Source organism: Streptomyces graminilatus (assembly GCF_001418565.1).
Taxonomy (GTDB): domain Bacteria; phylum Actinomycetota; class Actinomycetes; order Streptomycetales; family Streptomycetaceae; genus Streptomyces; species Streptomyces graminilatus.
In genome coordinates this window covers 1-22,844 of record NZ_LIQQ01000184.1, presented here as the reverse complement: position 1 = coordinate 22,844, position 22,844 = coordinate 1, and the positions used below count along the sequence as shown (strand labels likewise).

Annotated in this window: 19 protein-coding genes; 7 read left to right on the top strand and 12 right to left on the bottom strand. The window is 70.0% G+C overall.

Translation table 11 applies throughout. The annotated features are described in order from the left end of the window. Nucleotides 1-426 (bottom strand): NAD(P)H-dependent oxidoreductase (locus tag AOK08_RS17135; RefSeq protein ID WP_055526482.1); only part of this gene is annotated, 426 nt, incomplete at its 3' end. 67 nt (nt 427-493) lie between these two features. Further along, on the bottom strand, nt 494-1,975 hold the full coding sequence (locus AOK08_RS17130) for an aldehyde dehydrogenase family protein (protein ID WP_055526480.1): 1,482 nt from the start codon (nt 1,973-1,975) through the stop codon (nt 494-496). A 200-nt stretch (nt 1,976-2,175) separates the two neighbouring features. On the opposite strand from AOK08_RS17130, the gene AOK08_RS17125 reads away from it, so the two are divergent. The 3 genes from AOK08_RS17125 (at nt 2,176) to AOK08_RS17115 (ending at nt 6,751) form a co-directional block, all read left to right on the top strand. Next, nucleotides 2,176-2,883, top strand: coding sequence for an IclR family transcriptional regulator (locus AOK08_RS17125; protein WP_063794072.1), 708 nt, complete (start codon nt 2,176-2,178; stop codon nt 2,881-2,883). 363 nt (nt 2,884-3,246) lie between these two features. Continuing rightward, a complete protein-coding gene (locus tag AOK08_RS17120) occupies nt 3,247-4,725 on the top strand; it encodes an APC family permease (RefSeq protein WP_079054077.1) in 1,479 nt (492 codons plus the stop codon). A 73-nt stretch (nt 4,726-4,798) separates the two neighbouring features. Further along, nucleotides 4,799-6,751: a primary-amine oxidase gene (locus AOK08_RS17115; protein ID WP_055526475.1), complete on the top strand. Its 1,953-nt coding sequence runs from the start codon at nt 4,799-4,801 to the stop codon at nt 6,749-6,751. Between the two features lie 87 nt (nt 6,752-6,838). Here AOK08_RS17115 and AOK08_RS17110 read toward each other — a convergent pair whose 3' ends face one another. From AOK08_RS17110 to AOK08_RS17095, 4 genes are all read right to left on the bottom strand, one after another. Beyond that, the gene (locus AOK08_RS17110) at nt 6,839-7,426 is read right to left on the bottom strand and encodes a TetR/AcrR family transcriptional regulator (RefSeq protein WP_055526473.1); all 588 of its coding nucleotides are present in this window, start codon (nt 7,424-7,426) and stop codon (nt 6,839-6,841) included. Between the two features lie 59 nt (nt 7,427-7,485). Next, nucleotides 7,486-8,049: a hypothetical protein gene (locus tag AOK08_RS17105; RefSeq protein ID WP_055526472.1), complete on the bottom strand. Its 564-nt coding sequence runs from the start codon at nt 8,047-8,049 to the stop codon at nt 7,486-7,488. After that, on the bottom strand, nt 8,042-9,994 hold the full coding sequence (locus AOK08_RS17100; protein WP_055526471.1) for a primary-amine oxidase: 1,953 nt from the start codon (nt 9,992-9,994) through the stop codon (nt 8,042-8,044). Before AOK08_RS17100 ends, AOK08_RS17105 begins: the two co-directional genes overlap by 8 nt. A gap of 219 nt (nt 9,995-10,213) precedes the next feature. Beyond that, nucleotides 10,214-11,662: an APC family permease gene (locus AOK08_RS17095; protein ID WP_241826979.1), complete on the bottom strand. Its 1,449-nt coding sequence runs from the start codon at nt 11,660-11,662 to the stop codon at nt 10,214-10,216. 352 nt (nt 11,663-12,014) lie between these two features. On the opposite strand from AOK08_RS17095, the gene AOK08_RS17090 reads away from it, so the two are divergent. Next, complete coding sequence (locus AOK08_RS17090; RefSeq protein ID WP_055526470.1) at nt 12,015-12,962, top strand: AraC-like ligand-binding domain-containing protein; 948 nt, start codon at nt 12,015-12,017, stop codon at nt 12,960-12,962. A 37-nt stretch (nt 12,963-12,999) separates the two neighbouring features. Here AOK08_RS17090 and AOK08_RS45785 read toward each other — a convergent pair whose 3' ends face one another. After that, on the bottom strand, nt 13,000-13,251 hold the full coding sequence (locus tag AOK08_RS45785) for a hypothetical protein (protein ID WP_157876703.1): 252 nt from the start codon (nt 13,249-13,251) through the stop codon (nt 13,000-13,002). Nucleotides 13,252-13,309: 58 nt separating this feature from the next. Here AOK08_RS45785 and AOK08_RS17085 point away from each other — a divergent pair, with 58 nt between their 5' ends. Beyond that, entirely contained in the window at nt 13,310-13,552 is a 243-nt protein-coding gene (locus AOK08_RS17085) for a hypothetical protein (RefSeq protein ID WP_055526469.1), read from the top strand. 61 nt (nt 13,553-13,613) lie between these two features. Here AOK08_RS17085 and AOK08_RS17080 read toward each other — a convergent pair whose 3' ends face one another. The 4 genes from AOK08_RS17080 to AOK08_RS17065 all read right to left on the bottom strand — a co-directional run bounded on the left by AOK08_RS17080 (nt 13,614) and on the right by AOK08_RS17065 (nt 17,691). Next, nucleotides 13,614-14,918 carry an AI-2E family transporter gene (locus AOK08_RS17080; RefSeq protein ID WP_241826978.1) on the bottom strand — a complete coding sequence of 435 codons (1,305 nt, stop codon included), beginning with the start codon at nt 14,916-14,918 and terminating at the stop codon, nt 13,614-13,616. 126 nt (nt 14,919-15,044) lie between these two features. After that, nucleotides 15,045-15,872, bottom strand: coding sequence for an amino acid ABC transporter ATP-binding protein (locus AOK08_RS17075; RefSeq protein WP_055526484.1), 828 nt, complete (start codon nt 15,870-15,872; stop codon nt 15,045-15,047). A 28-nt stretch (nt 15,873-15,900) separates the two neighbouring features. Then, nucleotides 15,901-16,755, bottom strand: coding sequence for an amino acid ABC transporter permease (locus AOK08_RS17070; RefSeq protein WP_063794069.1), 855 nt, complete (start codon nt 16,753-16,755; stop codon nt 15,901-15,903). A 48-nt stretch (nt 16,756-16,803) separates the two neighbouring features. Continuing rightward, nucleotides 16,804-17,691 (bottom strand): ABC transporter substrate-binding protein, encoded by an 888-nt coding sequence (locus AOK08_RS17065; RefSeq protein ID WP_055526467.1) that lies wholly within the window; start codon nt 17,689-17,691, stop codon nt 16,804-16,806. Nucleotides 17,692-17,885: 194 nt separating this feature from the next. Between AOK08_RS17065 and AOK08_RS17060 the strand changes: the two genes are divergently transcribed. Both AOK08_RS17060 and AOK08_RS17055 read left to right on the top strand, forming a co-directional pair. Beyond that, nucleotides 17,886-19,541, top strand: coding sequence for a gamma-glutamyltransferase family protein (locus AOK08_RS17060; RefSeq protein WP_055526466.1), 1,656 nt, complete (start codon nt 17,886-17,888; stop codon nt 19,539-19,541). An 83-nt stretch (nt 19,542-19,624) separates the two neighbouring features. After that, nucleotides 19,625-20,401, top strand: a complete 777-nt coding sequence (locus AOK08_RS17055) for a TetR/AcrR family transcriptional regulator (RefSeq protein ID WP_055526464.1) — start codon at nt 19,625-19,627, stop codon at nt 20,399-20,401. A gap of 103 nt (nt 20,402-20,504) precedes the next feature. Here the strand turns inward: AOK08_RS17055 and AOK08_RS17050 are convergent. Continuing rightward, on the bottom strand, nt 20,505-22,844 hold a 2,340-nt coding region (locus AOK08_RS17050), incomplete at its 5' end, for an RICIN domain-containing protein (RefSeq protein ID WP_055526462.1).

Below are 22,844 nucleotides of genomic sequence, written 5' to 3'. Positions count from 1 at the left end.
GCCCCAGTGGTAGAAGACGTTGTTCAGCGACAGGATGGTCGACTCCTGGCCGCCGTGCCGCTCGGCCGAGGACACGAACGCCGTGACGGGCTTGTCGGCGAGTTTGCCCTCCTGCCACAGGCCGCCGGCCGTGTCGAGGAACTGCTTGAGCTGGGCGGCCGGGGCGCCGAATCGGGTGGGGGTGCCGAAGGCGTATCCGTCGGCCCACTCCAGGTCCTCCAGAGTGGCCACCTCTACGGCGTCGGTGTCGCTCCGGTGCTGGGCCCATTCCGGGTTGGCCGCGATGGCCTCCTCCGGCGCGAGTTCGGCCACCCGGCGCAGGCGGACCTCGGCACCCGCCGAGGCTGCGCCGTCCCGGACGGCCTCGGCGAGGCGGTGGACCGAGCCGGTCGCGCTGTAGTAGGCGACAAGTATGTGAGCGGTCATGACGACATGCCTTTCAGGATGTTCGGGATGTTGCGGCTCGGCTGGGCGGCAGCCCGGGGGACGGGGTTCACAGGACGACCGTCACCGTCTTCTCCTCGGTGTTGGCCTCGATGCCCGCGCGGCCGAGTTCGCGACCGTGGCCGCTGAGTTTCGATCCGCCCCACGGAAGCCGGGGGTCCAGGGGTGACCAGCCGTTGACCGCGACGGCGCCGGCCTGGACGCGCTGTGCCACCGAGTGCGCGCGGGTGAGGTCGGAGGTCCACAGGGTCGCGGCGAGAGCGAAGTCGCTGTCGTTGGCCAGGGCCACGGCATCGTCGTCCGTGTCGAAGGCGATGATGGTGCCGACGGGGCCGAAGATCTCTTCCCGGGCGATGGTCATGTCGTTGGACGCGTCCGCGAACAGGGTCGGCTCGATGAAGTACCCGCTGCGGTCCGGTCGCCCGCCGCCTGCGACGAGCCGGGCGCCCTCGTCCCGGCCGATCCGGATGTAGCGGGCGACCCGTTCGAGCTGCTTGGCGTTGATCAGCGCGCCCATCGTGGTGCCCTGATCGAACGGATCGCCCAGCACGGCGGCTTCCGCACGGGCGACGAGCCGGTCGACGAACTCGCCGTACACCGAGCGTGCGACCAGGATGCGGCTGCCGGCCGCGCAGACCTGGCCCTGGTTGGCGAAGATCCCGAGCGCCACCCCGTCGGCGGCCGCGTCGAGGTCGGCGTCGGCGAAGACGATCTGCGGGCTCTTGCCGCCGAGCTCCAGCGTCGTGGGCCGGAAGCCCTTGACCGCCGCGGTCGCGACGACGCGCCCGGTCTCCGGGCTGCCGGTGAAGGAGATCTTGTCGACGCCGGGGTGTTCGATGAGCAGGTTGCCCGTTGTCGCGCCCCGGCCGGGAAGGACGCTGAACGCGCCCGGCGGGAACCCGGCCTCGTGGATGAGCCGCGCGAGCAGCAACGACGTCAGGGGCGCGTCCTCCGCCGGCTTCAGCACGACGGCGCAGCCGGCGGCCAGGGCGGGCGCGATCTTCCAGGACCCGATCATCGTGGGTGAGTTCCACGGTGTGATGGCCGCGACGACACCGATCGGCCGGCGGACCGTGTAGCTCAAGGTCTTGCGGCCCATGTATCCCGGGGTCGGGATCGTGCGCCCCTCGATCTTGTCCGCCCACCCGGCGTAGTGCCGGAAGGTCTGCACGGCCTGCGGCAGGTCGATGACCCGGGGCTCGATACCCGGCTTGCCGACCTCGAGCGACTCCAGATTCGCGAAGTCCTCCGCGCGCGAGTCGAGCAGGTCCGCGAGCCGGCCCAGCAGCACACCGCGCGCGGCGCCGTCCATTCGGCCCCACTCACCGCCGTCCAGCGCGGAGTGCCCGGCCGACACCGCGAGGTCGACGTCGGCGGCGTCCGCCTCGGTGACCGTCGCCAGCACACGTTCGGTGACCGGGTCGATCACATCAAAGGTCCCGGCCGCTTTGGCCGTGTCCCATGTTCCCGCCACGTACGGCACCGAGGGCACCGAACTGGCCAGCTCTTCCGCCTCTGCACGCTTCGACATGTACGATTACCGTTCTAGTGGGCGATAGTCGGACGCTACGTGAGTTGGTGCGAGCAGTCAAGGGTCGTGATAGGGGGCGGCGGCGACGGGCCGGTACCAGTTCGCCGGGATCATGCCGAATCCGGCAGGGTATGAGCATTCGGAAAACGTGACAGCATGAGCCGGCGCATCAGGATCGGCCCGAGGGGAAGGCGGCACGAGTGAGTTCAAGCGGCGAGACATCACAGACCCTTGACCGCGGACTGACCGTGCTGGCACTGCTGGCCAAGCACAGCGACGGCCTCACCGCCGCCGAACTCGCCGGGCACATCGGGGCCGCGCGCGCGATCGTCTACCGCCTGCTGCGCACCCTTGAGGTCCACAACCTCGTCACCCGCCTCGACACGCGCTACGTCCTGGGAGTCGGCCTCGCCGAGCTGGCGAGCCGACTGCGGCCCAGGCTTCAGAGCGTCGCGCTGCCGATCCTGCAACAGCTGAGCCAGCGCACCAACAGCACCGCGCTCCTCACCGTCGCCGACGGCGACCAGGCTCTGGTCCTGCTCACCGCGGAGCCGCCCGACAGCACCATGCACCTGGCGATGCGGGAAGGCGCGCGGCACCCGCTCACTGTGGGCGCGGACGGCGTGGCGATCCTCGCCGGCCGGCCGCCGAGCTCCTCCGACACGGAGGACGTCCTGCTCGCACGCCGACAGGGCTACGCCATCAGCGTCGGCGCCCTACAGGAGGGCGCCGTCGGTGTGGCGGCCCCGATACGCGTCTCGGACTGGCCGACCGCCAGCCTCGGCATCGTCCGCATCGGCGCCAACGCGCCCGATCCCGCCGTCGGCGACCTGGTGACGAGCGCGGCCACCCAAGCGGCTCAGCGGCTCACCGGCGCACCCGGCTTCGACATGTCCGGCAGCCGCTAGCCGGACCCACCACCACCGATGAACGCAGCCGCGCCGAGCGGCTGATCGGCATACCAGGATTCGGTGTGCCCGGATTCGGTGTGCCCGGATTCGGTGTGCCCGGGTTCGGCGTGCCCGGGTTCGCCGTGACCGGATTTCGCCGTGCCCCGATTCGGCGCGCCCCGGGCGGTCGGCACACCTTCATTCGGCCTGCCCCGGGCGGTCTGCGGCGGCGGGCAAGGTGTCCGGCCGATGACCGGAATCCAGAGTTAACACGCCAAATGGTTGACACGGGAGCTCCCTGAGCCCACGATCTGCCCAATAGCGAACAGCGTGTACGAAAATCGTACAGCGTTCCACGGCCCCTTCATAGGGAGCGGACAGATGGCTTCTCCAGACAATCAGTCTCTCGGGCGCGCCAAACTCTCCATGACCGGCGTCCTGGCTCAATCGGTGGGCTTCATGGGACCGGTCTTCTCGGTCGCGGCGCTGCTGCCGCTGATCGTCGGCCTGTCGGCCACCGGCCGCGGCGCGGGCGTCGCGACACCGCTGGCGATAATAGTCGCGGGTGTGGGCATATTCGGCGCCGGCTGGATCATCGCCCAGTACGCCAAGCGGATCCACCTGTGCGGCTCGCTGTACGAATACGTCTGCGACGGCGCCGGGCCGCGCGTGGGCATCGTGGCCGGCTGGGTGTACTACGGCGCCATGCTGATCCTCGGCGCCGCGACCTTCCTCGTGCTCGGCGGTCTCACGCAGTCGCTCCTGCAGACCGCCTTCTCCATCGACGTGCCCTGGTGGCCGCTCGCGCTGGTCTACCTCGTCGTGGTGCTGGTCATCGTCGTCATCGGCGTCCAGTTCTCGGTCAACGCCCAGCTGGCGCTGGTGCTGATCTCCTCCGCGGTCGTGCTGGCCTTCTCCCTCTACATCATCTTCAAGGGGGGCCACGGCGGGCACAGCCTGTCGGCCAAGCCGTTCAACCCGTTCTCCATCAGCGGCCTCGACCTCCTCTACGGCGTGCTCTACGGCATCAACATGTTCATCGGATTCGAGTCGGCCGCCAACCTCGCCGAGGAGACCGACGACCCGAAACGGCATGTCCCCAAGGCGGTGCTCCTGTCACTCACGATCGTCGGCGTGTACTTCGTCATCACCGCCTACGCCCAGGACATCGGCTTCGGCCTCGACGGCACGGCGTGGAAGAACAGCGTCTTCCCGCTCCAGACACTCGCCTCGGGCGGCGAGTTCGGCTCGTCCGCGTTCGGCGACGCGGTCGCCGTGCTGATCATCCTCGACGTCCTGGCCGTCGCGATCGGAGTCGGCGTCGCCGCCACCCGCGGCATGCTCTCCATGGCGCGCGCCGGCAGGCTGCCCGCTCCGCTGGCCAAGGTGCACCCCCGGTTCTACACACCCGTGGGCGGCGCGGCGCTGCTCGGCGTGGTGTCGCTCATCGCCATCGTCCTGGTCCGGGTCAACCACGGGATCTTCTCCCTCGCCACCGGGGAACCAGGTGTTCTACAGCCCGAGTGGTCACCGATGTTCGGCTGGATGGCGGGCTTCGGAGGCACCGGTCTGGCGCTGATGTATCTCGTCGTCAGCGCGGCCGGCGCCAAGGGGCTCTGGCACGAGGTCAACCGGGTGAAGCTGGTGATCGCCGCCACCGCCGGGATCCTCGTCTCCGCCGGAGCCGTGTTCGGATCGTTCTACAAGGCGACCAGCCCGCTCGACACCGTGGCACCGGCGCTGGGCATCTGGCTCGTGCTCGGCGTCATCTGGGCCGTTTTCGCCCTCCGTCGGCAAGGGCGCCCGGACATCGAGGCCCCGGTCACCGAGGCCCACCCGCTGACCAGCACGAACGGATAGCCGAACAGGCCGAACAGAAGGCCCCACGCCCGACCCGGCTGTCCGAACAGCCGTCGACCGGAAGACGATCAGCATGTCCCAGCAGTCAACCCCGACCCACCCGTACGACCCGTTGTCCGCCTCGGAGATCGAGGCGGCCGTCGCGGCCGTCCGGGCCGGGAAGCCGGAGCTGACGGCCCCGCGCTTCCCCCTCGTACGCCTCGACCACCCCGAGAAGCAGTCGGTGCGCGACCACGGTCCGGGCTCCCCGCTCCACCGGTCGGCGTTCCTCGTCGTGTACGACCGCGCCGAGACCGCCACCTATGAGGCACGTGTCGACCTCACCACCGGGACCCTCACGTCCTGGACTCATCTTCCGGGTATCCAGCCGGCCATCATGATCGAGGAGATCATGGCCCTGGACGACATCGTGAAGAAGGATTCCCGGGCCGTGGCCGCTCTCACCCGGCACGGAGTCCACGACCTGGACCTGTTGCAGATCGATCCCTGGTCCACGGGAACGCTCCCCATCGACGGCATCGACGCGCGTCGGCGCATCATCCGGGCCAGCGCGTATGTGCGGACCTTCACGGAGGACAACGGCTACGCCCGGCCGGTCGGCAATCTGGTGTTCGTCATCGACTGCAACGAGCGGTCCGTCGCCGCGATCATCGAGGGCGACCCGATTCCCGTCCCGCCGGAGAGCGGCAACTACGACGTCGGCAGCGTCGGCCCGCTCCGCACGGATCTGCGCCCGCTGGAGATCACCCAGCCCGACGGACCGTCGTTCACGCTGGACGGACACGTCATCGAGTGGCAGCGGTGGCGGCTGCACGCGCACATCGACACCGTCGAAGGACTCGTCATCAGCGACGTCTCCTACCTCGACGGGGACCGTCGGCGGTCGGTCCTGCACCGGGCGAGCATCAGCGAGATGGTCGTGCCCTACGGCGACACCAGCGAGGACTTCTATTTCCGCAACGTCTTCGACGCCGGCGAGTACAACCTCGGGAAGACCGTCGGATCCCTGTCGCTGGGCTGCGACTGTCTCGGTGAGATCCGCTATCTGGACGCGGTGCTGTGCGACGAGTCGGGTGTTCCGCACACCGTGACGAACGCGATCTGTCTGCACGAGGAGGACTACGGAATCCTCTGGAAGCACTGGAACTTCCGCTACACCGACAAGGCCGAGGTCCGCCGCTCCCGCCGCCTGGTGGTGTCGGCGATCCACACCATCGGCAACTACGAGTACGGCTTCTTCTGGTACTTCTACCTCGACGGAACCATCCAGTTCGAGGCGAAGCTCACCGGCATCGTCCAGACCCGGGCGGTCGCGCCGGGCGCCACACCGGAGTTCGGGGTCCTGGTGGCCCCGCAACTGGACGCCCCCAACCACCAGCATCTGTTCAACATGCGGCTGGACCTGGAGGTCGACGGCCCTGACAACACCGTCGTGGAGGTCGACGCGGTCGGCCTGCCGATGGGGCCGGACAATCCTTACGGCAACGCCATCGTGGCGCGCAAGACCCCGATCGGCAACGAACGGGACGGCCGCCGGATGTGCGACCCGCTGACCGCGCGCACCTGGAAGGTCACCAACCCCGGCGTGCTCAACCGCCACGGCGAACCGGTCGCGTACAAGCTCGTGCCCTTCGTCGGCCCGACCCTGCTGGCGGCCCCGGAGAGCGATCTCGCCCGGCGGGCGGAGTTCGCCCGCACCCACCTGTGGGTCACCCGCTACTCCCCCACCGAACTGCACGCGGCCGGTGACTACCCCAACCAGCATCCCGGCGACGGCATCGGCGAATGGGTCAAGCAGGAACGCGACCTGCTGAACACCGACGTCGTGCTGTGGCACACCTTCGGCACCTCGCACCTGCCACGGCCCGAGGACTGGCCGATCATGCCGTGCGACTACGTCGGCTTCTCCCTGAAGCCGGCGGGATTCTTCGACCGGAACCCCTCACTGGACGTCCCCCCGCCCGGCGGCCACGGCGCCTCGCACTGCGCCCCGAACCATGAGTCCGGCACCGAACAGGCCCACTGACGTCCGGACTCCCTCGCCGGCACAGCCGAATGCCGCCCTCCCAGCGAAGGGGAGGGCGGCATTCGCCTGTACCGGGCGCGCCGCCGGTCAGGCGTAGGACGTCAGAAGTGCTTCCAGCACCTGGAGCTGGCGTTCGGCGGTGGTGGTCGTGGGGGTGAGGACGGCGTGGACCTGGAAGCCCGCGGCGACCGCGAAGAGTGTCTCGACGATGTCCTCGTCCGATGTGCTGGTCGTGATCTCGCCGTACGCCCTGGCCTGGGCGAGGCAGCAGTGCATCAGCGTCCGCCACCGGTCCGTCGTGACCTCGTGGGCGGACGACATGCGCGGGTCGCACAGGGCGCGGTCCCAGAACGCGACCACGACCCGCGCCTCCAGCAGCCTGGTGTCGTCCAGGGGCATCAGCTCGTGGCAGAGGCCGCGCAGGGCGGCCAGCCCTCCGCGCTCGGCGACGGCGGGTTCCAGGCGGGCTTCGGTCGCCTCACAGGCGTACTGGAAGGCGGCGAGCAGGATCTCGTCCTTGTCCCGGAAGTACGGGGCGAGGCCCCCGTTGGCGAAGCCGGCCTCGGCCGCGAGTTCCCTCATCGTGACCGCGGCCAGGCCGCGGCGGCCGATCAGCGACCAGACCGAACGGATGATCAGACGCCGCCGGGCGTCGTGATCGACGATCTTCGGCATGAGGGTTCCCTTTCCGGCGTCACGGGCCCGCCTTGCTTGCGGGTCAGCGGGTCAGCGGGTCATACGAGCATGGCCACCATGCCGATGACCATGAGCGGTGCGCCGGACTCCCGGTACACCCATACCAGAGGGGTGGACCGCACGGCCTTCGGAACGGAGGAACGGTCGGAACGGTCGGAACGGCCGGTACGGTCCGACAGCTGCCGGAACATGATCCGACCCGCGCGTGCGGTCACCCAGAGGACGGCGGTCAGCACGGCCGGACCGGCCGTCATGCCGCCCGCCATGCCGCCTGCCATGTCGGCGGTCATGCCGGCGGTCATGTGCGCGGGGGATCCGTCGGCGTGGCCCGCCATCAGCGCCATGAGCGCCATGAGCGCCGCCATCGCGGCCAGGTCGATCACCTCGGCCCCGACCCGCCGGCCGGCACACGCCCGGACGACGCTCCACAGGCAGGCGGCCAGGACGGTCCAGGCGCCCGCGGCGACCTGGTGGCCGGCCATGAGCGCCATCCCGCCCAGCGCGAGCAGTTGCGGCCACCAGTGCTGGACAGGCCCGGGCAGCCGGCCGGCCAGGCAGAGGAGAGCCCCTGCCAGGCCGACCGTCAGCGCGATCTCACTCATCGCCGTCGTGGGCGCAACAGCCGGGCGAGCCGTGCGAGGCGGAGGCGCTCGGGGGAACGTCGAGCGTCGGGTTGCGGTCGAAGAAACCGAACGGCTTCAGCTTGAAGCCGGTGTGGTCGACGGGCATGATCGGCCAGTCCTCGGGGCGGGGCGCGTGGGTGAGACCGAAGGTGTGCCAGACCACCAGGGAGCGCCCGTCGATGTCCCGGTCGGCCGCGGTGTAGGCGGGCAGTCCGGCGCCACCGGGGTGCTGGTTGACGAAGTCACCGGCCGGATAGCGCTCGGCGGGATCGTAGGCCGTCACCCACAGGTGCTTGGTGGCGAAGGCGGCGCGGGCCGCGATGGAGGAGTCCGGGTCGGCGAGGAGAGCCGGCTTGCCCTCGGGGTGAAGGGCGTAACCGACCGGCTTTCCGACGACGTTGAGTGACGTGGGGTTGGTGATGTGCCAGACCCGGTCGACGCTCGTGTCCGCGGTGCGCTGCGCCTCGCTCTCCCTGGTCAGCGGTGTACGGCGGTAGGTGAAGGCGTTCCCGCGCGGATTGTCCGGGTGGGTCATCGGGACCCGGACGACGTCGATCTCCTCCACCCGGTTCGCCGTACCGTCGAGCGCCATGTCCAGGCGGGCGCAGAACAGGTGCTGGTGATAGGGGGCACCCAGGCCGGGGGCGATCTCGGAGGAGTACGGGTAGTCGCCGCCGGGATGGGCGGAGGTGAAGACGACTCCGGTGGCCTTGGCCTCGAACTCGATGGTGCCGTCGAGGTAGAGGTACCAGTAGAAGCCGTAGTCGTAGTTGCCGATCGTGGTGAAGAAGGACAGGACCATCCGGCGCTGGCGGCGGGTCTCGCTCGAGTTCGCCCACAGGTCGTTGTGCTTCCAGAGGATGCCCTGGTCCTCCTCGTGCAGGCAGACCGCGTTGGGCAGGGTCCGCGCGTGGCCCGACTCGTCGGCGATGACCGCGTCGAGGTAGGTGATGTCCCCGAGACAGTCGCAGCCGAGCTGGAGGGCGTTGGCGGAGCGGCCGAGCAGATACTCACCGGTGTCGAAGTAGTTCTGCCAGGAGCGGACCGGCGAGGGGTCGGCGTAGGGCACGACCATCTCGGCGATGGAGGCCCGGTGGATGATCGGGCGTTCGCGGCCCTTGTCCCGGTCGTGGAAGGCCAGTTGGTGCAGGACCAGGCCCTCGCGCGCGTCGAAGCCGATCCGCAGCGTCCAGTTCTCCCAGGTCAGCAGATTGCCGTCGAGGGTGAAGCTGGGGCCTTCGGGCTGGGTGATCTCGATGGGCTTCTGGGTGGTGCGGGCGGGGCCGGTGACGGCCGGGTCGTCGTAGTTCGCGGATGCGTTGGGGATGGGCACGGGGCCGAGGTCGATCACGCGGTCGACGGTTCGGGTGAGCACGTCCACGTAGCCGACCAGGCCGTCGACGGGGCGGCCCCAGGCGTGGTCCCGCGGGTGCTCCTGGACGAACGCCAGGCCGCGCAGGATGCGGCGGCCGGCCTCGTCCGGGTACTCGTCACCGTAGACACCGGCAGAGAGCGGAGCCACGCGCACCTTGGCCACGTCCAGGTCACGGGCCTTGAGTGCGGCCAGCCACCGCTCGTCCCCGGCCAGCACCTCTTCGACGATGCCGAACTCCTCCTCCAGCACGGGCAGTTGCCCGTCGACCACGGGATCCGGCGTCCGGTCGGCGACCACCTCCCCCTTGGTGAGGGAGACGATGACGTCCCGGCCCGGCGCGCCCCCGACGTCGTGCAGCAGCACACGGGCCTGGCGGTCCAGCTGCCGGTCCTCGGAGAAGTCGAGCAGATCGCCCTTGGGGGGCTCTTCGAGGCCCACGTAGGCGAAGCGCGAGGTGTCCCGCAGGACACCGGCCCGGCCCAGTACCGAGCGGACCTCCTCGATCTCGGCGGTGGTCAGCTGGTCGAGGGGGTGTCGTGTGGCGCTCATGCTGCTCCTCCAAGAGTGCACTCGCCGTTCTTTCTACGTAGGTAGAGGAAAAACGACGGGCGAGGTCTGGTCCAGACATCGGCGGGAAAGTTCCTGCCGGATCACCGGATCCGTGCACGGAAAGGCGGAAGCGTGTGCACGCTCCGGTGAATCCGCGAGCCTTCGACGCGCCGCCGGTCGGGCGAAGGCTCGCGGGCAGAAGCCATCAGGCGGAAGCCGTCAGGCGGAGGCGGTCACGTCGGTGGCCGGATCGTCCACGTCCACGTCCACATCCGCGTCCGCGGTCGGCTCCCCGGAGTCCGTCCCGTCCGGGCCCCGCCTGCCGTAGCCCAGGAGGACACCGCCGGCGAACACGGCGACCACGGTCAGTTCGAGGACCAGCGCGGTGGTGTCGGACGCGGAGATCAGGGTCGTGAAGTTGTCCAGCGCCAGCACGGCGGCGCCCAGCATCAGGGCGATGGACAGCAGCGGTGCCACCAGGGTGTTCCACGGCCTGCGGTCGAGACCGGTCCGGCGGAAGAACACGACGACGGAGACGGACGTCAGCACGTACAGGAGCATCAGGGCGAGGACACCGACGCCTCCGCTCCAGGTCAGCAGGGTGAGTACGGGGTCCGCGCCGGCCAGGGCGAACGGGATCACCATCACGATCGCGACGACGGTCTGGACCAGACTCGCGGTGTAGGGGGCACCCTGGCGGTTGGTACGGGACAGCCACAGGGGCAGGACGCCGGTTGTGCCCAGGGAGTGGAAGTAGCGGTTGATGCCGTTGTGGAAGGCGAGCACACCCGCCACCAGCGAGGTGGCGAGCAGCACCTGCATGGTGTCGGTGGCCCAGGTTCCCAGGGTGTGCGTGATCGGGTCGAAGACCACCGAGGTGGCGTCGCCCTTCTGCAACGCCCGCAGCGCCACGCCCCCCACCTTGTCCGGTCCGTAGTAGCTGACGATCATCCAGGACACGAAGGCGAAGAAGACGGAGATCACGGCGACGGAGAGATAGGTGGCGCGCGGGACGGTACGGGCCGGGTCCTTCGCCTCGTTGGCGTAGATGGCCGTGGACTCGAAGCCGAGGACGCAGGCCATCGCGAACGTCACCGAGACGCCGGGCGCCCCCTCCAGGAAGGCGGCCGGCGTGAAGGAACCGCTGAGATCCAGCCCCTGGGGGCCGCCGCCGGACAGCAGCTCGCGGACCGCGAACACCACGAGCAGGGAGGTCTCCGCCACCACCAGGACGGCGAGGATCTTCGCCCCGAACTCGATGTTCAGCGATCCGAGGAACTGCACGAGGAAGATGGTCGCCAGCGTCCAGACCCACCAGGGGAGGTCGATCGAGGCGTACCGCTCGAACAGGCCGTCGACCACGGTGCCGTACAAGCCGTACATCCCCGCCTGAACCGCGCAGTAACAGAGCACGGCGACCTGGGAGGCGCCGACTCCGAGCGGTCTGCCGAGGCCCCGGGAGACGTAGGCGTAGAAGGCACCGGCGTCGGTCACGTGCCGGCTCATGGCGATGAAACCGACCGAGAACAGGCCGATCATGACGCCGACCACCAGGTAGGCGGCGGGCACACCGCCCCCGTTGCCCAGGCCGAGGGGAATGGGGAGGGTCCCGGCGACACCCGTGAGCGGTGCCTGCGCGGAGAGGACGAAGAATAAGATGCCCGCCACACCCACGGCGCCCCGCCGGAGGTGGGTACGGTGTTCCGGGCCTGGGGACTGCTGGGTCACGAGAACTCCCTGGACGGTACTGGACGGTACGGCGGAAGGCGGAGTCGTCCGGCCGGTGGGGAGTACTGTGCGCCCGCACGGGGCCCCCGAAGTGCGGTGGCGTGCATCTGTTGCCGCCATTGCATGCACGACACGCATGAACAACATGCATGCGGCACGGGCGTCGCTCTTGCGCCATGTTCCGGACGAACGCCTTCCCATCAGGCGTTACGCAGGGAAACATGCAGGCAATCCGCGATGAGCCGGTGCGAGGTATCGTGCCGAGAGGCCACTACCAGGTGGAGAGCACGCCATGCGAACGATCGTGACCACCGAGTCCGTCGCCCAGGCGGACCGGTTCGAGCACTGGGACCACGAGATGTCCCAGCGCTTCACCGGGCTCGCCCACCGGCCGGTCGCGCGCGGTCCCTTCCGCGGGTACGCCGCCATCGACAGCCTCGGACCGCTGCATCTGACATCCGTCAGCTCGGTACCGCAGCAGGTCAGTCACACGGCGCGCGAGGGCGACTTCTACAAGGTCGCCCTCCAGATCGCGGGCACCTGCGTGATCGAGCAGGACGGCACCTACGGCACGCTGGAGCCGGGCGACATCGCGCTGTGCGACACCTCACGGCCGTACTCCTTCACGTACGGCACCGACTTCAGCACCCTGCTCATGCTGCTCCCGCGGCCGATGCTGCCCGTGCGCCCCGACGACCTGCGCGGCCTGACCGCCCGCCGGATGACCGCCGACGACGGCGTCGCGGCGGTCGTGGGGCCGTTCCTGCGGTCGCTGAGCGAGCAGCACCGCGACTTCACGGGCCCGGCCGCCGGCAGTCTGATGGACGGCGCGGTGGCCCTGGTCACGGCCCTGGTCACGGAGAAGCTGGCGCGGTCCGTGCTGACCGCTCCGCAGGACGCGACGCTGCTCCGTATCCGTACCCATATCGAGAACCGGCTGTACGACCCCGATCTCACGCCCGACTCGATCGCCGAGGCACACGGCATCTCCCGCCGCTACCTGTTCAAGCTGTTCGCCGCCCAGGATCTCACCGTCGCCGGCTGGATCCGCACCCGGCGCCTTGAGCACTGTGCCCGCGACCTGGCGAGTCCGGCGCGGGCGACGGAGCCGATCAGCGCGGTCGCCGCACGCTGGGGACTGCTCGACTGCCGCCACTTCAGCCGCATGTTCAAGGCGGAGTACGGCGAGACACCACGGGACTTCCGCCGACGGGCGCTGATCAGTACGCCCCGGCCCTGACGTCCGAAGGCGGTCCGTCAGGGGTCTTCACGGGTCCTCAGGGGTTGGACAGGGCTTGGACGCGCATCGGATTCCGTACGCCCTTGTCGCCGCCGAGCGGAGAGAGGAAGCCGCTCGGGTGTTCGCCCTGCTGGAGGGACGGGTGACGCCATGGCCCTGGGGGCTCCAGGGCGACCCGGTCGAGGCGTTCTCGCACGCACAGGTACGGGCCTTTCGCTGACAGCGCGGGCACCACCGCCTCGCGCGCGTCGCCCGAACCCTCGTCCGGTACGCCTCTCGCATACGCCATTCACCCGAACGAGCGACTGCGGGACGGGCACGGCTTCACGGAGTGCTACGACAATCACATGCAGCCGCACACGCAGAAGCACATGCAGGATCAGACCGAAGCCCACGGCGCCGACGACTGCGCGGGCATACCCTGCATCGTCCGCGCCGTGCGAGCGGGCGACGACCGGCTCATCGGCACCCTCCTCCAACGGTTCGCGCAGCACGCGGAGTTGGACTCACTGTTCCGGTTACGGGACGCGCTGCGGCACGACGCCGACCCGGTGCCGCACTCCTCGGCCTGTCGCGCGGCGCGGCCGTGACCGGTACCCGGTCTCGCCGACTCCATACCGTCGCGTCGTTTCCCTTCGCTCCGCTCCGGATTCAGGCGGGCGACTGCGAACTCCCGCCCACGGCACCCGAGTTGTCCGGTCGGCGCACCGCCCCGGTGCCCCCGTCCACCCCGTCCACCTCATCCTCGTACCGCCCCCGCAGTTCCGACAGCACCCCGAACGCCGCCGCCGTCAGCGGTACGGCGAGGAGCATGCCGAGGATGCCGGCGATGGAGGCGCCGGCGGTGAGGGCCAGGAGGACGACCGCCGGGTGCATCTGGAGCGTACGGCTCTGGATCATCGGCTGGAAGAAGTTCCCCTCCAGGACCTGGACGACGGCGACCACCCCGAGGACCCACAGCGCGGTGCTGAGCCCGCCGTCCGCGAACGCGACGAGAACGGCGACCGCGCCCGACAGGAACGCGCCCAGGTACGGGATGTACGCGCCGATGAACACCAGCGCCCCCAGCCCGACGGCGCCGGGCACCCCGATGATCAGCAGGCTGACGGTGATGCAGACGGCGTCGATGAACGCGACGATGGTCGTGCCCAGCATGTAGCCCTCGATCGCCCGGAAGGCGCGGCGGGCCATGACCTCCAGGGTCGCGCCGGAGCCGCGCGGCGCCAGGGAGTGCAGTGCGTCGACGGCCCGCTCGGAGTCGCGGAGGAAGAAGAAGAGGAGCAGGATCGCGAGCGTTCCGGAGGCGATCATCTCGGTGAGCAGGCTGACACCGCTCAGTACCCCGGAGACCGCGGTGCCACCGAAGTTGGACAGCAGGTCCTTGGCGTTCGTGGCGAGTTCGTCCAGCGAGGTGGCGACGACCTCGAAGCGGTCGCTGAGGTCCTTCGCCGCGTCCCGTACGGAGTTGATGATCTGGTCGCCGGTGTCGAGCAGCGCGTTGGCCACGATGTACGCGGCCCCGCCCATCACCAGGATCACGGCGGCGCAGGTCAGCGCGGCGGCGAGCGACTTGTTGAACCTCATCCTGACCAGCCGCCGGTAGAACGGGCCGAGCAGGGCCGAGAGCAGCAGCGCGAGCAGGACCGGTGTGACGACGGTCTGGAACGTGATGCAGAACCAGACGCCCACCGTGATCACACCGCTCACCAGCAGCAGCAACGCGCTTATGGCGGCGACGCGCCGGGCGGGTTCCGGCAGCAGGGGGGCGTCGGCGATGCCACCTGTCGGCGGGTGCCCGGACTCACCCGTGGCGCGTACGGACCGTACTGCCCCTACGGTCGTACGCGTCCGGTGGAGCCGCGGGCCGCCGGGCCGCCCCGGTCGCCTGGTCCTGGTCCGGTCGGCGTCGGCTCCCGTACGGCTGTTCATCGTGTACTCGTCTCCGCTCACCCGCATGACCGCTGTCCACGGCGCTTCGCAGATCGTGCCGGGCCGCGGCGAAAGGGTAGACCGGCGCGGGCCCGGCGGGGTCGAGAACACGGAGCCGGGTGGGCTCAGCCGCCTTCGTTCAGCCGCCTTCGTTCAGCCGCCTTCGTTGAGGCGGCGCAGGAAGGCGCGGGTGCGTTCGTGGGCCGGGTCGGTCATGACCTGCTCAGGGGGGCCTTCCTCCAGGATGACTCCCTGGTCGAACATGACCAGCCGGTCGGCGGCCGAGCGGGCGAAGCCCATCTCGTGCGTGACGACGATCATCGTCATGCCGTCGTCGACGAGTTCCTTCATCACGGCGATGACCTCGCCGACCATCTCCGGGTCGAGGGCGCTCGTCGGTTCGTCGAAGAGCATCAGCTCCGGCTTCATGGCGAGGGCGCGGGCGATGGCGACGCGCTGCTGCTGGCCGCCGGACAGGGCCGACGGCCGCGAGGACGCCTTGTGTTCGAGGCCCACCCGCGCGAGGAGTGTCCGCGCCTGTTCCCTGGCCTCGGCCTTCGGTGTGCCGAGGACCTTCGTGGGCGCGAGGGCCACGTTGTCGAGGGCGTTCAGATGGGGGAAGAGGTTGAAGCGCTGGAAGACGAAGCCGATGTTGCGGCGGCGTTCGGCCACCACCTTCGGCCGCTCCTCCACCGGCTGTTCGGACACGGACGGCCGCGGGCGGTAGCCGACCGGGCGGCCGTGGATGAGGATCTCGCCCGCGTCGATGCGTTCGAGGTGGTTGAGACACCGCAGGAAGGTCGTCTTGCCGGAACCGGACGGTCCCACCATGACCACGACCTCGCGAGACCGGACGTCCATCGAGATGCCGTTCAGCACCCGGACGTCACCGAAGCGTTTGGCCACCCCTCGCGCGGACATCACTACCGACGCGTCGGCCGGTCCGGTGAGTTCCCCGGCCCCGCGACCCTCTTTTTCCATGGCCTGCCTCGTCGTGATCGGTTCCATGTCAGTGGGCCTCCTTGCCTGCGGGTACGGCGTCTTCGGGGGCGGCGGTGCGGCCGGCACGGCCGAGGCCGCCTCCGGTGAACCGATCCCGCAGCGACGGAGTGGCGATCACCTGCCCGGGATCCGCGAGTTTGCGCTCGATGAACCGCTGCACAAAGGACCACACCGTCGTCAGCGCGAGGTAGTAGCAGGCGGCGACGAGGAAGATCTCGAAGGTCTTGAACGTCGCCGAGTTGATCGACTGCACGGTCAGGAACATCTCCTGGAGCCCGATGACCGACAGCAGGGAGGTCGACTTCATCATCAGGTTGAACTCGTTGCCCAGCGGCGGAACGATGATCCGGATCGCCTGTGGCAGCAGCACCGTCCGCATCGTCATCCCCGGCGTCATGCCGAGCGCCTGCGCGGCCTCCGCCTGCCCCGGGTCGATGGCGTCGAGGGCCGCGCGGAAGATCTCCGCCATGTACGCGGCCTCGTTCACCGCGAGCGTCAGGATCGCCGCCTGTACGACGCCCAGCATGACGAGCCCGCCGACCTGGAGGTCACCGAAGCGGTAGATGTTCGCCGCCGCGAGACCGTTGTAGACCAGGACGAGCTGGACGAGCAGCGGCGTGCCGCGGATCAGCCAGACGTAGGTCCGGCCGCCCCAGCGCAGCGGCGCGAAGCGGCTGCGCTGGGCCAGGGCGATGGCGAACCCGAGGAGCACACCGAGCAGTTGGGCGACGACCGAGATGTAGACGGTGCGCCAGAGCCCGTCGAGAAACAGGCCGGACGGCGAGGACAGGTAGTGCCAGAAGAACGACCAGTCGAAGCCTGTCTGCGGCCCCGTGTCGGCGAGCACTGCTGCATGGGTCACGTGAGTCACGTGGTCTTCTCTCTGCTCTCTGCGGGTGTGCCGAAGGGGTCAGCCGGCGATGTCGTCGCCGGTCAGGTTCCACTTCTTGAGGATGGCGCCATAAGTGCCGCTCTTGGTCACCGCGGCCAGCGCCTTGGCGAGACCGTCGTGCAGGGCCTTGTCGTCCTTGCGGGTCGCGGCGCCCACCTTGATGCGGTTGAAGGGTTCACCGCTGAGGCTGAAGGCGTCGGGCGTCTGCTTCAGCACGTAGGCGGCGGTCTCCAGTGTCGTGCCGTAGGAGTCCACCAGGCCGAGGCGCAGTTGCTGGAGGGCGTCGCTGTCCTTGGTGAACTGGCGGATGTCGATCTTCGGCTTCCCGGCCGCCGCGCACTTCGCGGACTGGGCGGTGAGGTACTCGACGACGGTGGTGCCCGTCTGCCCGGCCGCCTTCTTGCCGCACAGGTCTTCCGCGCTCTTGATGGTCCCGGCGTCCTTCTTGGCCACGACCATGGTGTTGGAGGCGTACATGTACGGGACGAAGTCGACGACCTTCTCCCGCTCCGGCTTGATGTAGAGCTGGGTGATGATCGCGTCGCACTGCTTGGCCTGGAGCGCCGGGATGATCCCGTTGAAGCTGGTGTTGGCCCAGTTCGGCTTGACCCCCAGCTCGGCGGCGAGCGCGTCCCCGAGTTCGATCTCCGCGCCCACGGGCTTCTGGGCGGCGTCGTAGTAGGTCAGCGGCGGCGCGCTGATGTCCGCGCAGTAGGTGATCTGGCCGTCCTTGACGAGTGCGCCCGCGGCCAGTTTCACCGACGCCTTCGTCGTCTTGGCGGCGGTGTCGGTGCCGGCGTCGTTGCCCGAGCATCCGGTGAGCGTCATGGCGGCGATGGCGGCCATGGCGGTGGCGCCGGTCAGTGTGGAGACCGAGCGGCTGGAGAGGGAGAGCGACCTGGGCATTTCCGAACCCCTTTGCGAGGTCACGCCGTTGCGCGACTATCCAAGTCAATGCCATAGTCGATAACGTTGACTATGTAGGGGAAGCTAGGCCCGCCGCTCTGGGACTGTCAAGAAGTCCGGTGTAACGCGGCGGTTAAAGAGGCCGCACGGCAGACGGCCACCCACGCATTACCGACGCATTCGGGAAGGGAACGATGTCCGCATTCAGCGAACGTCCGCTCGCCGCGAAGGGCGGGGAATGGGCCGTCGCGACGCCCCACGCCGTGGCGAGCGAGGTCGCGGCCGAGGTGCTGCGCGGGGGCGGCAACGCGGTGGACGCGGCGCTCGCCGCCGCCGCCATGCTCACGGTGGTCTACCCCAACCAGTGCTCCGTCGGCGGCGACCTGCTGGCCCTCGTGGGCACCCCGGACGGCGAGGTCCACTTCGTCAACGCCAGCGGCCGCTCGCCCCGCGCGATCGACGTGGCGGCGCTGACGGCGGCGTACGACCTGATGCCGGTCCTCGGCGCCCTGCCGGTGACGGTTCCCGGCGCGGTCGCCGGATGGGGCACCCTCGCCGAGAAGTGGGGCACCCGCCCGCTCGCCTCCGCGCTCGCGCCCGCCGAGGCCGCCGCCCGCGAGGGCGTGGCCGTGGCCCCGGGCCTGGCGGGCGACCTTGCCCGGGAGAGCGGCAACCTGGCACGGGACCCCGGCATGCTGGGCGTGTTCTTCGCCGACGGCGACACCCTCGCGGCCGGGCAGACACTCCGCCAGCCGCACCTCGCCCGCTCCCTGGCCCACCTCGCCGCCGAGGGCCCCGCCGCGCTGTACGGCGGTGAGCTGGGCGCGAGCCTGGTGAAGCTGCTCGCCGGGCGGGGCTCCGCGATGACGGAGGAGGATCTCGCCGGTCACACCGTGGAGCTCTCACGGGCACTGGCCGTCGAGTACGACGGGGTGGAGTACCTGTCGGCCGGCGGGAACTCCCAGGGCCTCTACTTCCTCCAGGGTCTCAAGGCGCTCGACGTGGCGCGCGCCGCCCGGGGACCGCTCGACCCGCTGGGCCGTGACGCCGGTGTGGTGGCCTCCGTACTCGCGTGGGCCGCCGGTGACCGCGACCGCCACTGCGCCGACCCGGAGTGGGCCGACATCCCGGTCGAGTATCTGCTGTCCGACGCGTACGCCCAGCACATCGCCGAGCACGCCATGGCGGGCAGCGCGGTGGAGCTGCTCGCCCAGCGCAAGGCGTCCGGCGACACCGTCGCCGTGGTCGCCGCCGACGCGGACGGCAACTGGATCTCCCTGATCCAGAGCGTGTTCCACGGTTTCGGCGCCGCGCTGCTCGATCCCGCGACCGGGATCGTCCTGCACAACCGGGGCGCCTCGTTCTCCCTCGACCCCGCCTCGCCCAACAGGCTGGCGGGCGGGAAGCGTCCGCTGCACACGCTGATGCCGGTACTGGTCCGCGAGGGCGGCCGACTCGTGGGCGCGCACGGTGCGATGGGCGGGCGCGCGCAGCCCCAGGTGCACACGCACATGGCGCTCCAGCTCGCCGCCGGTTCCTCACCCGAGCACGCCGTGTCGGTGTCACGCTGGGTCCTCGGAGCCATGGAGGCGGGGGTGACGGAGGGCGCGGGCGTCGTCAGCACCGAGCGGGACGTCCCTTCCGCCGGTGTCCACGCCATCGAGGGCGCGGGGTTCACGACCCGGTCGCTCGGGGCGGACGACGACGGGGTGGGGCACGGTCAGTTGGTCCGGCGGGTCCGAGGGGTCCGAGGGGTCCAGCCAGTCGGGCAGGTCCCGGGGGACGGAGGCCGGCCGCACCTCGCGGCGGCCACCGATCCACGCGCGGACGGCTCGGCTGTCGCGGGCTGACACGGCCGTACGAGTCATGGTGCGAGGTCATGTGCGAGGTCATGGTGCGAGATCATGGGAGTGACGACGTGGGGGAAGGACGCATGACCGACAGCGGCGCCAGGACGGACAAGAGCGCGGACAGGAGCACGGGCGGGGCCACGGGCAGGAGTGCGGGCAGCAGGGCGGGCAAGGGCGCGGACCGTGGCCGGTTGCCGCGAGGCACCCTGAGTCAGGAGCTGATCGTCCGGGCGGCGTTCCGCGTCGCGGACTCCTCCGGGATGGAGAAGCTGACGTTCCAGGCCCTCGGCCGCGAGCTGTCCGCCCATCCGACGGCGATCTACCGGCACTTCCGCAACAAGGACGAGCTGCTGCTCGCGCTCATCGACGCCCTGCACGAGGAAGCGCTCGCCAACACCCCGCCGCCCACGGACGACTGGGCCCACGACCTCATGCAGATCGCGGTCCACACCCATGAGGCGTTCATGCGCCATCCCCGGGTCGGGGCCCTGGCCGCCGCGCGAACCGCCCGGCGGGAGAACGAGTTCCGGTCCGTGGAACGCAAACTGGACTGCATGCGCCGGGCCGGCCTCGACGACACCGAAGCCGCCCGCTACTACCGGGTCTTCGCCGATCTGGTGCTGGCCTACAGCGCCATGGACGCGAGCCTGGCCGCGCTGTCCCCGGAACTCCGGGACGCCGACCTGGGCGCCTGGCAGACCGACTACCTCACGCTGCCGCCCGAGAAGTACCCCAACATCGCGCGGTTCGCACCGAAGTTCGTGGGTCTGGACGACCCCCAGAACTTCGTGACGGCGGTCCAGGCGGTCATCGACACGGTCCGGGTCCGGGCGGAAGACAGGGCACGCGGGCCGAAGTAACCGACGTACCCGAGGAGTTCACCAACCACGGCGGGGCCGCAGGCAGTTGTGCCCGCGGCCCCGCTTGGATGCTGGAATCAGATACCGGTATCAGATGCTGTGGTCAGGACGGGTCGCCGTACTGGAGACCGCGCCCGTTGGTGCCGATGTAGACCCGGCCGAAGCGGTCGGGGTCACCGGTGACGACGGGGTTGCCCGCGAAGTTGCCCCACTGGTGGGCGTCGTCGTTGACGCGGAGCCAGGTGGCGCCCTTGTCGGTGGAGCGGAAGACCCCGGCGACGTTCTTGACGGTGCCGATCAGGTACAGGGCCTGGTAGCGGGTACCGGGCTTGGGCTTGCCGAAGCCGATGCCGGAGGCGGACTTCACCGAGCCGAGCGTGGTGAAGGAGTGACCGCCGTCGGTGGAGTGCAGCAGGCCCTTGTAGGTGCCCGCGATCCACAGGTCACCGGCGACACCCGGGACGGCCTCCAGCTTGCCGTCGGGCAGGTTGTAGGCGCGGGCGCTGAAGTTCGCGCCGCCGTCGGTGCTGGCGTACAGCGTGCCGCCGGACAGGGAGTAGAAGGTCCGGGACGAGGAACGGTCGGCGACCACCGTGGCGTCGGTGCCCAGGCCGCCCACCCGGGACCAGCTCACGCCCATGTCGGTCGAGCGGTACGGGGCCTGGCCGGCCTCGGTCCAGACGATGCCGGAGGCGTCCGCCGCGATCGCGATGTGGCCGCTGTCGGAGCCGCTCACCGGCTCGCCCTTGAATCCCTGCCAGTGGCGGCCGCTGTCGGTGGAGTAGGCGCCGTCCTGCGCGCCGGCCCTGCCGACCCGGACCATCACCGAAGGCTTGGCCTGGGCGAAGTCGATGTCGGAGCTGTGGAGCATCTCCGGGTTCTTGAGCCGGCCCCCGGAGGGGATCTTGGTCAGGTCGTCGTAGCGGAAGCCGCCCTGGTCGCCCATGGAGGTGAGGAGAACGGTGCTGCCGGGAGGCGCGATGGCATCGGCCAGCGCGGTCTCCTCCAGGCCCCGGGCCCCGATGGTCCAGTGGCTGGTGCCGCCGTGGTCGTTGGCGGTGACGTCCTTGCTGCCCCAGATGTTGTTGCCGGTGCCGTACAGCACGTGCCCGGAGTCGAAGGGGTCGATGGCCATCGCGGTCATCCAGTGCCCGGTGGCGGTACCGGCGTAGGGGGCGCCCGAGGCGTTCCGCTTCGACTTCTCGGACAGCGCGTTCCAGGTCGTACCGCCGTTGGTGCTCCGGTAGATCTCGTCCTGGGGCCACCAGCGGTCGAGGGTGTTGACCATCACCGTGTTCGGCCTGCGCGGGTCGACGGCCAGCCCGGAGAACCCGTAACTGCCCTGCGACGGGGTGATGTTCTTCCACGCGCCGCCGGACGGCCGGTACTTCCACACCGAGCCCGACGTCACGTCGTTGGGGCCGACGTTGTCGCTGTACGACAGGTACAGCGAGCCGTCGCCGGAGACGACACCGTGCTGCGGCATCTGGCCGGTGGGCTGACCGGAGACGGCCTGCCAGGAGTTGCCGCCGTCGGTGGAGCGGTACAGGTTGGTGTACTTGTCGTTGACGCCGACGTAGACCGTGTTGCTGCCGGCCGGGCCGTACGTCACGAAGGAGATGCCCGCGTCGCTGCTCGCGCCGTCCTTGACGGGGAAGGACGAGACCTGCTTCCAGGTCACGCCGTAGTCCGTGCTGCGCCACAGGCCGTTCTTGCGGCTGCCCAGCAGCAGCGTGCCGTGGTGCGCGGGGTCGATGACCAGGCGTTCGCCGGCGCCGCGACCGGGCTCGTTGGAGCCGAGCTTGAAGGGCAGCCGGGTGCGCTTGAAGGTGCGGCCCTGGTCGGTGGAGCGCAGGAGCTCGCCGTTGCCCGCCCAGCCGTTGGTGTACATGCCCGCGCCGAAGTAGACACGCTTGGGGTCGACCGGGTCGGTGGCCACCGAGTCGATGCCCAGCAGGTTCCAGTCCTTCTCGCCGACCCAGTCGGTCAGCGGGATCCACTGCTGGGCCCCGTTGTCCCAGCGGTAGGCGCCACCCATGTCGGTGCGCGCGTACAGCAGGCCCTTCTGCTTCTGGTTGAACACCAGGCCGGTGACGTAACCACCGCCCGCCACCTGGGCGTTCTTCCAGACGTACGGTCCGCTCCTGGCCTGCGCCGTGCCGCCCGCGCCCGGCGCGGACCCGCCCGACCTGACCAGCTTCCACTGCTGGTTGGTGGCGCCGCTGCCGGGGTACTGGGTGATCGCCGCGCCGTCGGCGGTGGAGCCGCCCTGGACGTCCAGGACCTGGCCGCTCCGGCGCGAGGTGAAGGTGACGGCGTCGGAGGAGCCGCTCACCTTGCCGATCTTCCACTCCTGGGAGGTGGCGGAGCTGTCGGTCTGCTGCTCGGCGACGGCCGACCGGGCGGTCGAATTGCCCTTGATGCCGAGCACCTTGCCGCTGTT

Coding starts and splice junctions, on each gene's coding strand:
- AOK08_RS17130 (WP_055526480.1), bottom strand. CDS start 1,975: ATGTCGAAGCGTGCAGAGGCGGAAGAGCTGGCCAGTTCGGTGCCCTCG.
- AOK08_RS17120 (WP_079054077.1), top strand. CDS start 3,247: ATGGCTTCTCCAGACAATCAGTCTCTCGGGCGCGCCAAACTCTCCATG.
- AOK08_RS17115 (WP_055526475.1), top strand. CDS start 4,799: ATGTCCCAGCAGTCAACCCCGACCCACCCGTACGACCCGTTGTCCGCC.
- AOK08_RS17110 (WP_055526473.1), bottom strand. CDS start 7,426: ATGCCGAAGATCGTCGATCACGACGCCCGGCGGCGTCTGATCATCCGT.
- AOK08_RS17105 (WP_055526472.1), bottom strand. CDS start 8,049: ATGAGTGAGATCGCGCTGACGGTCGGCCTGGCAGGGGCTCTCCTCTGC.
- AOK08_RS17100 (WP_055526471.1), bottom strand. CDS start 9,994: ATGAGCGCCACACGACACCCCCTCGACCAGCTGACCACCGCCGAGATC.
- AOK08_RS17090 (WP_055526470.1), top strand. CDS start 12,015: ATGCGAACGATCGTGACCACCGAGTCCGTCGCCCAGGCGGACCGGTTC.
- AOK08_RS45785 (WP_157876703.1), bottom strand. CDS start 13,251: ATGGCGTATGCGAGAGGCGTACCGGACGAGGGTTCGGGCGACGCGCGC.
- AOK08_RS17085 (WP_055526469.1), top strand. CDS start 13,310: ATGCAGCCGCACACGCAGAAGCACATGCAGGATCAGACCGAAGCCCAC.
- AOK08_RS17080 (WP_241826978.1), bottom strand. CDS start 14,918: ATGCGGGTGAGCGGAGACGAGTACACGATGAACAGCCGTACGGGAGCC.
- AOK08_RS17075 (WP_055526484.1), bottom strand. CDS start 15,872: ATGGAAAAAGAGGGTCGCGGGGCCGGGGAACTCACCGGACCGGCCGAC.
- AOK08_RS17065 (WP_055526467.1), bottom strand. CDS start 17,691: ATGCCCAGGTCGCTCTCCCTCTCCAGCCGCTCGGTCTCCACACTGACC.
- AOK08_RS17060 (WP_055526466.1), top strand. CDS start 17,886: ATGTCCGCATTCAGCGAACGTCCGCTCGCCGCGAAGGGCGGGGAATGG.
- AOK08_RS17055 (WP_055526464.1), top strand. CDS start 19,625: ATGACCGACAGCGGCGCCAGGACGGACAAGAGCGCGGACAGGAGCACG.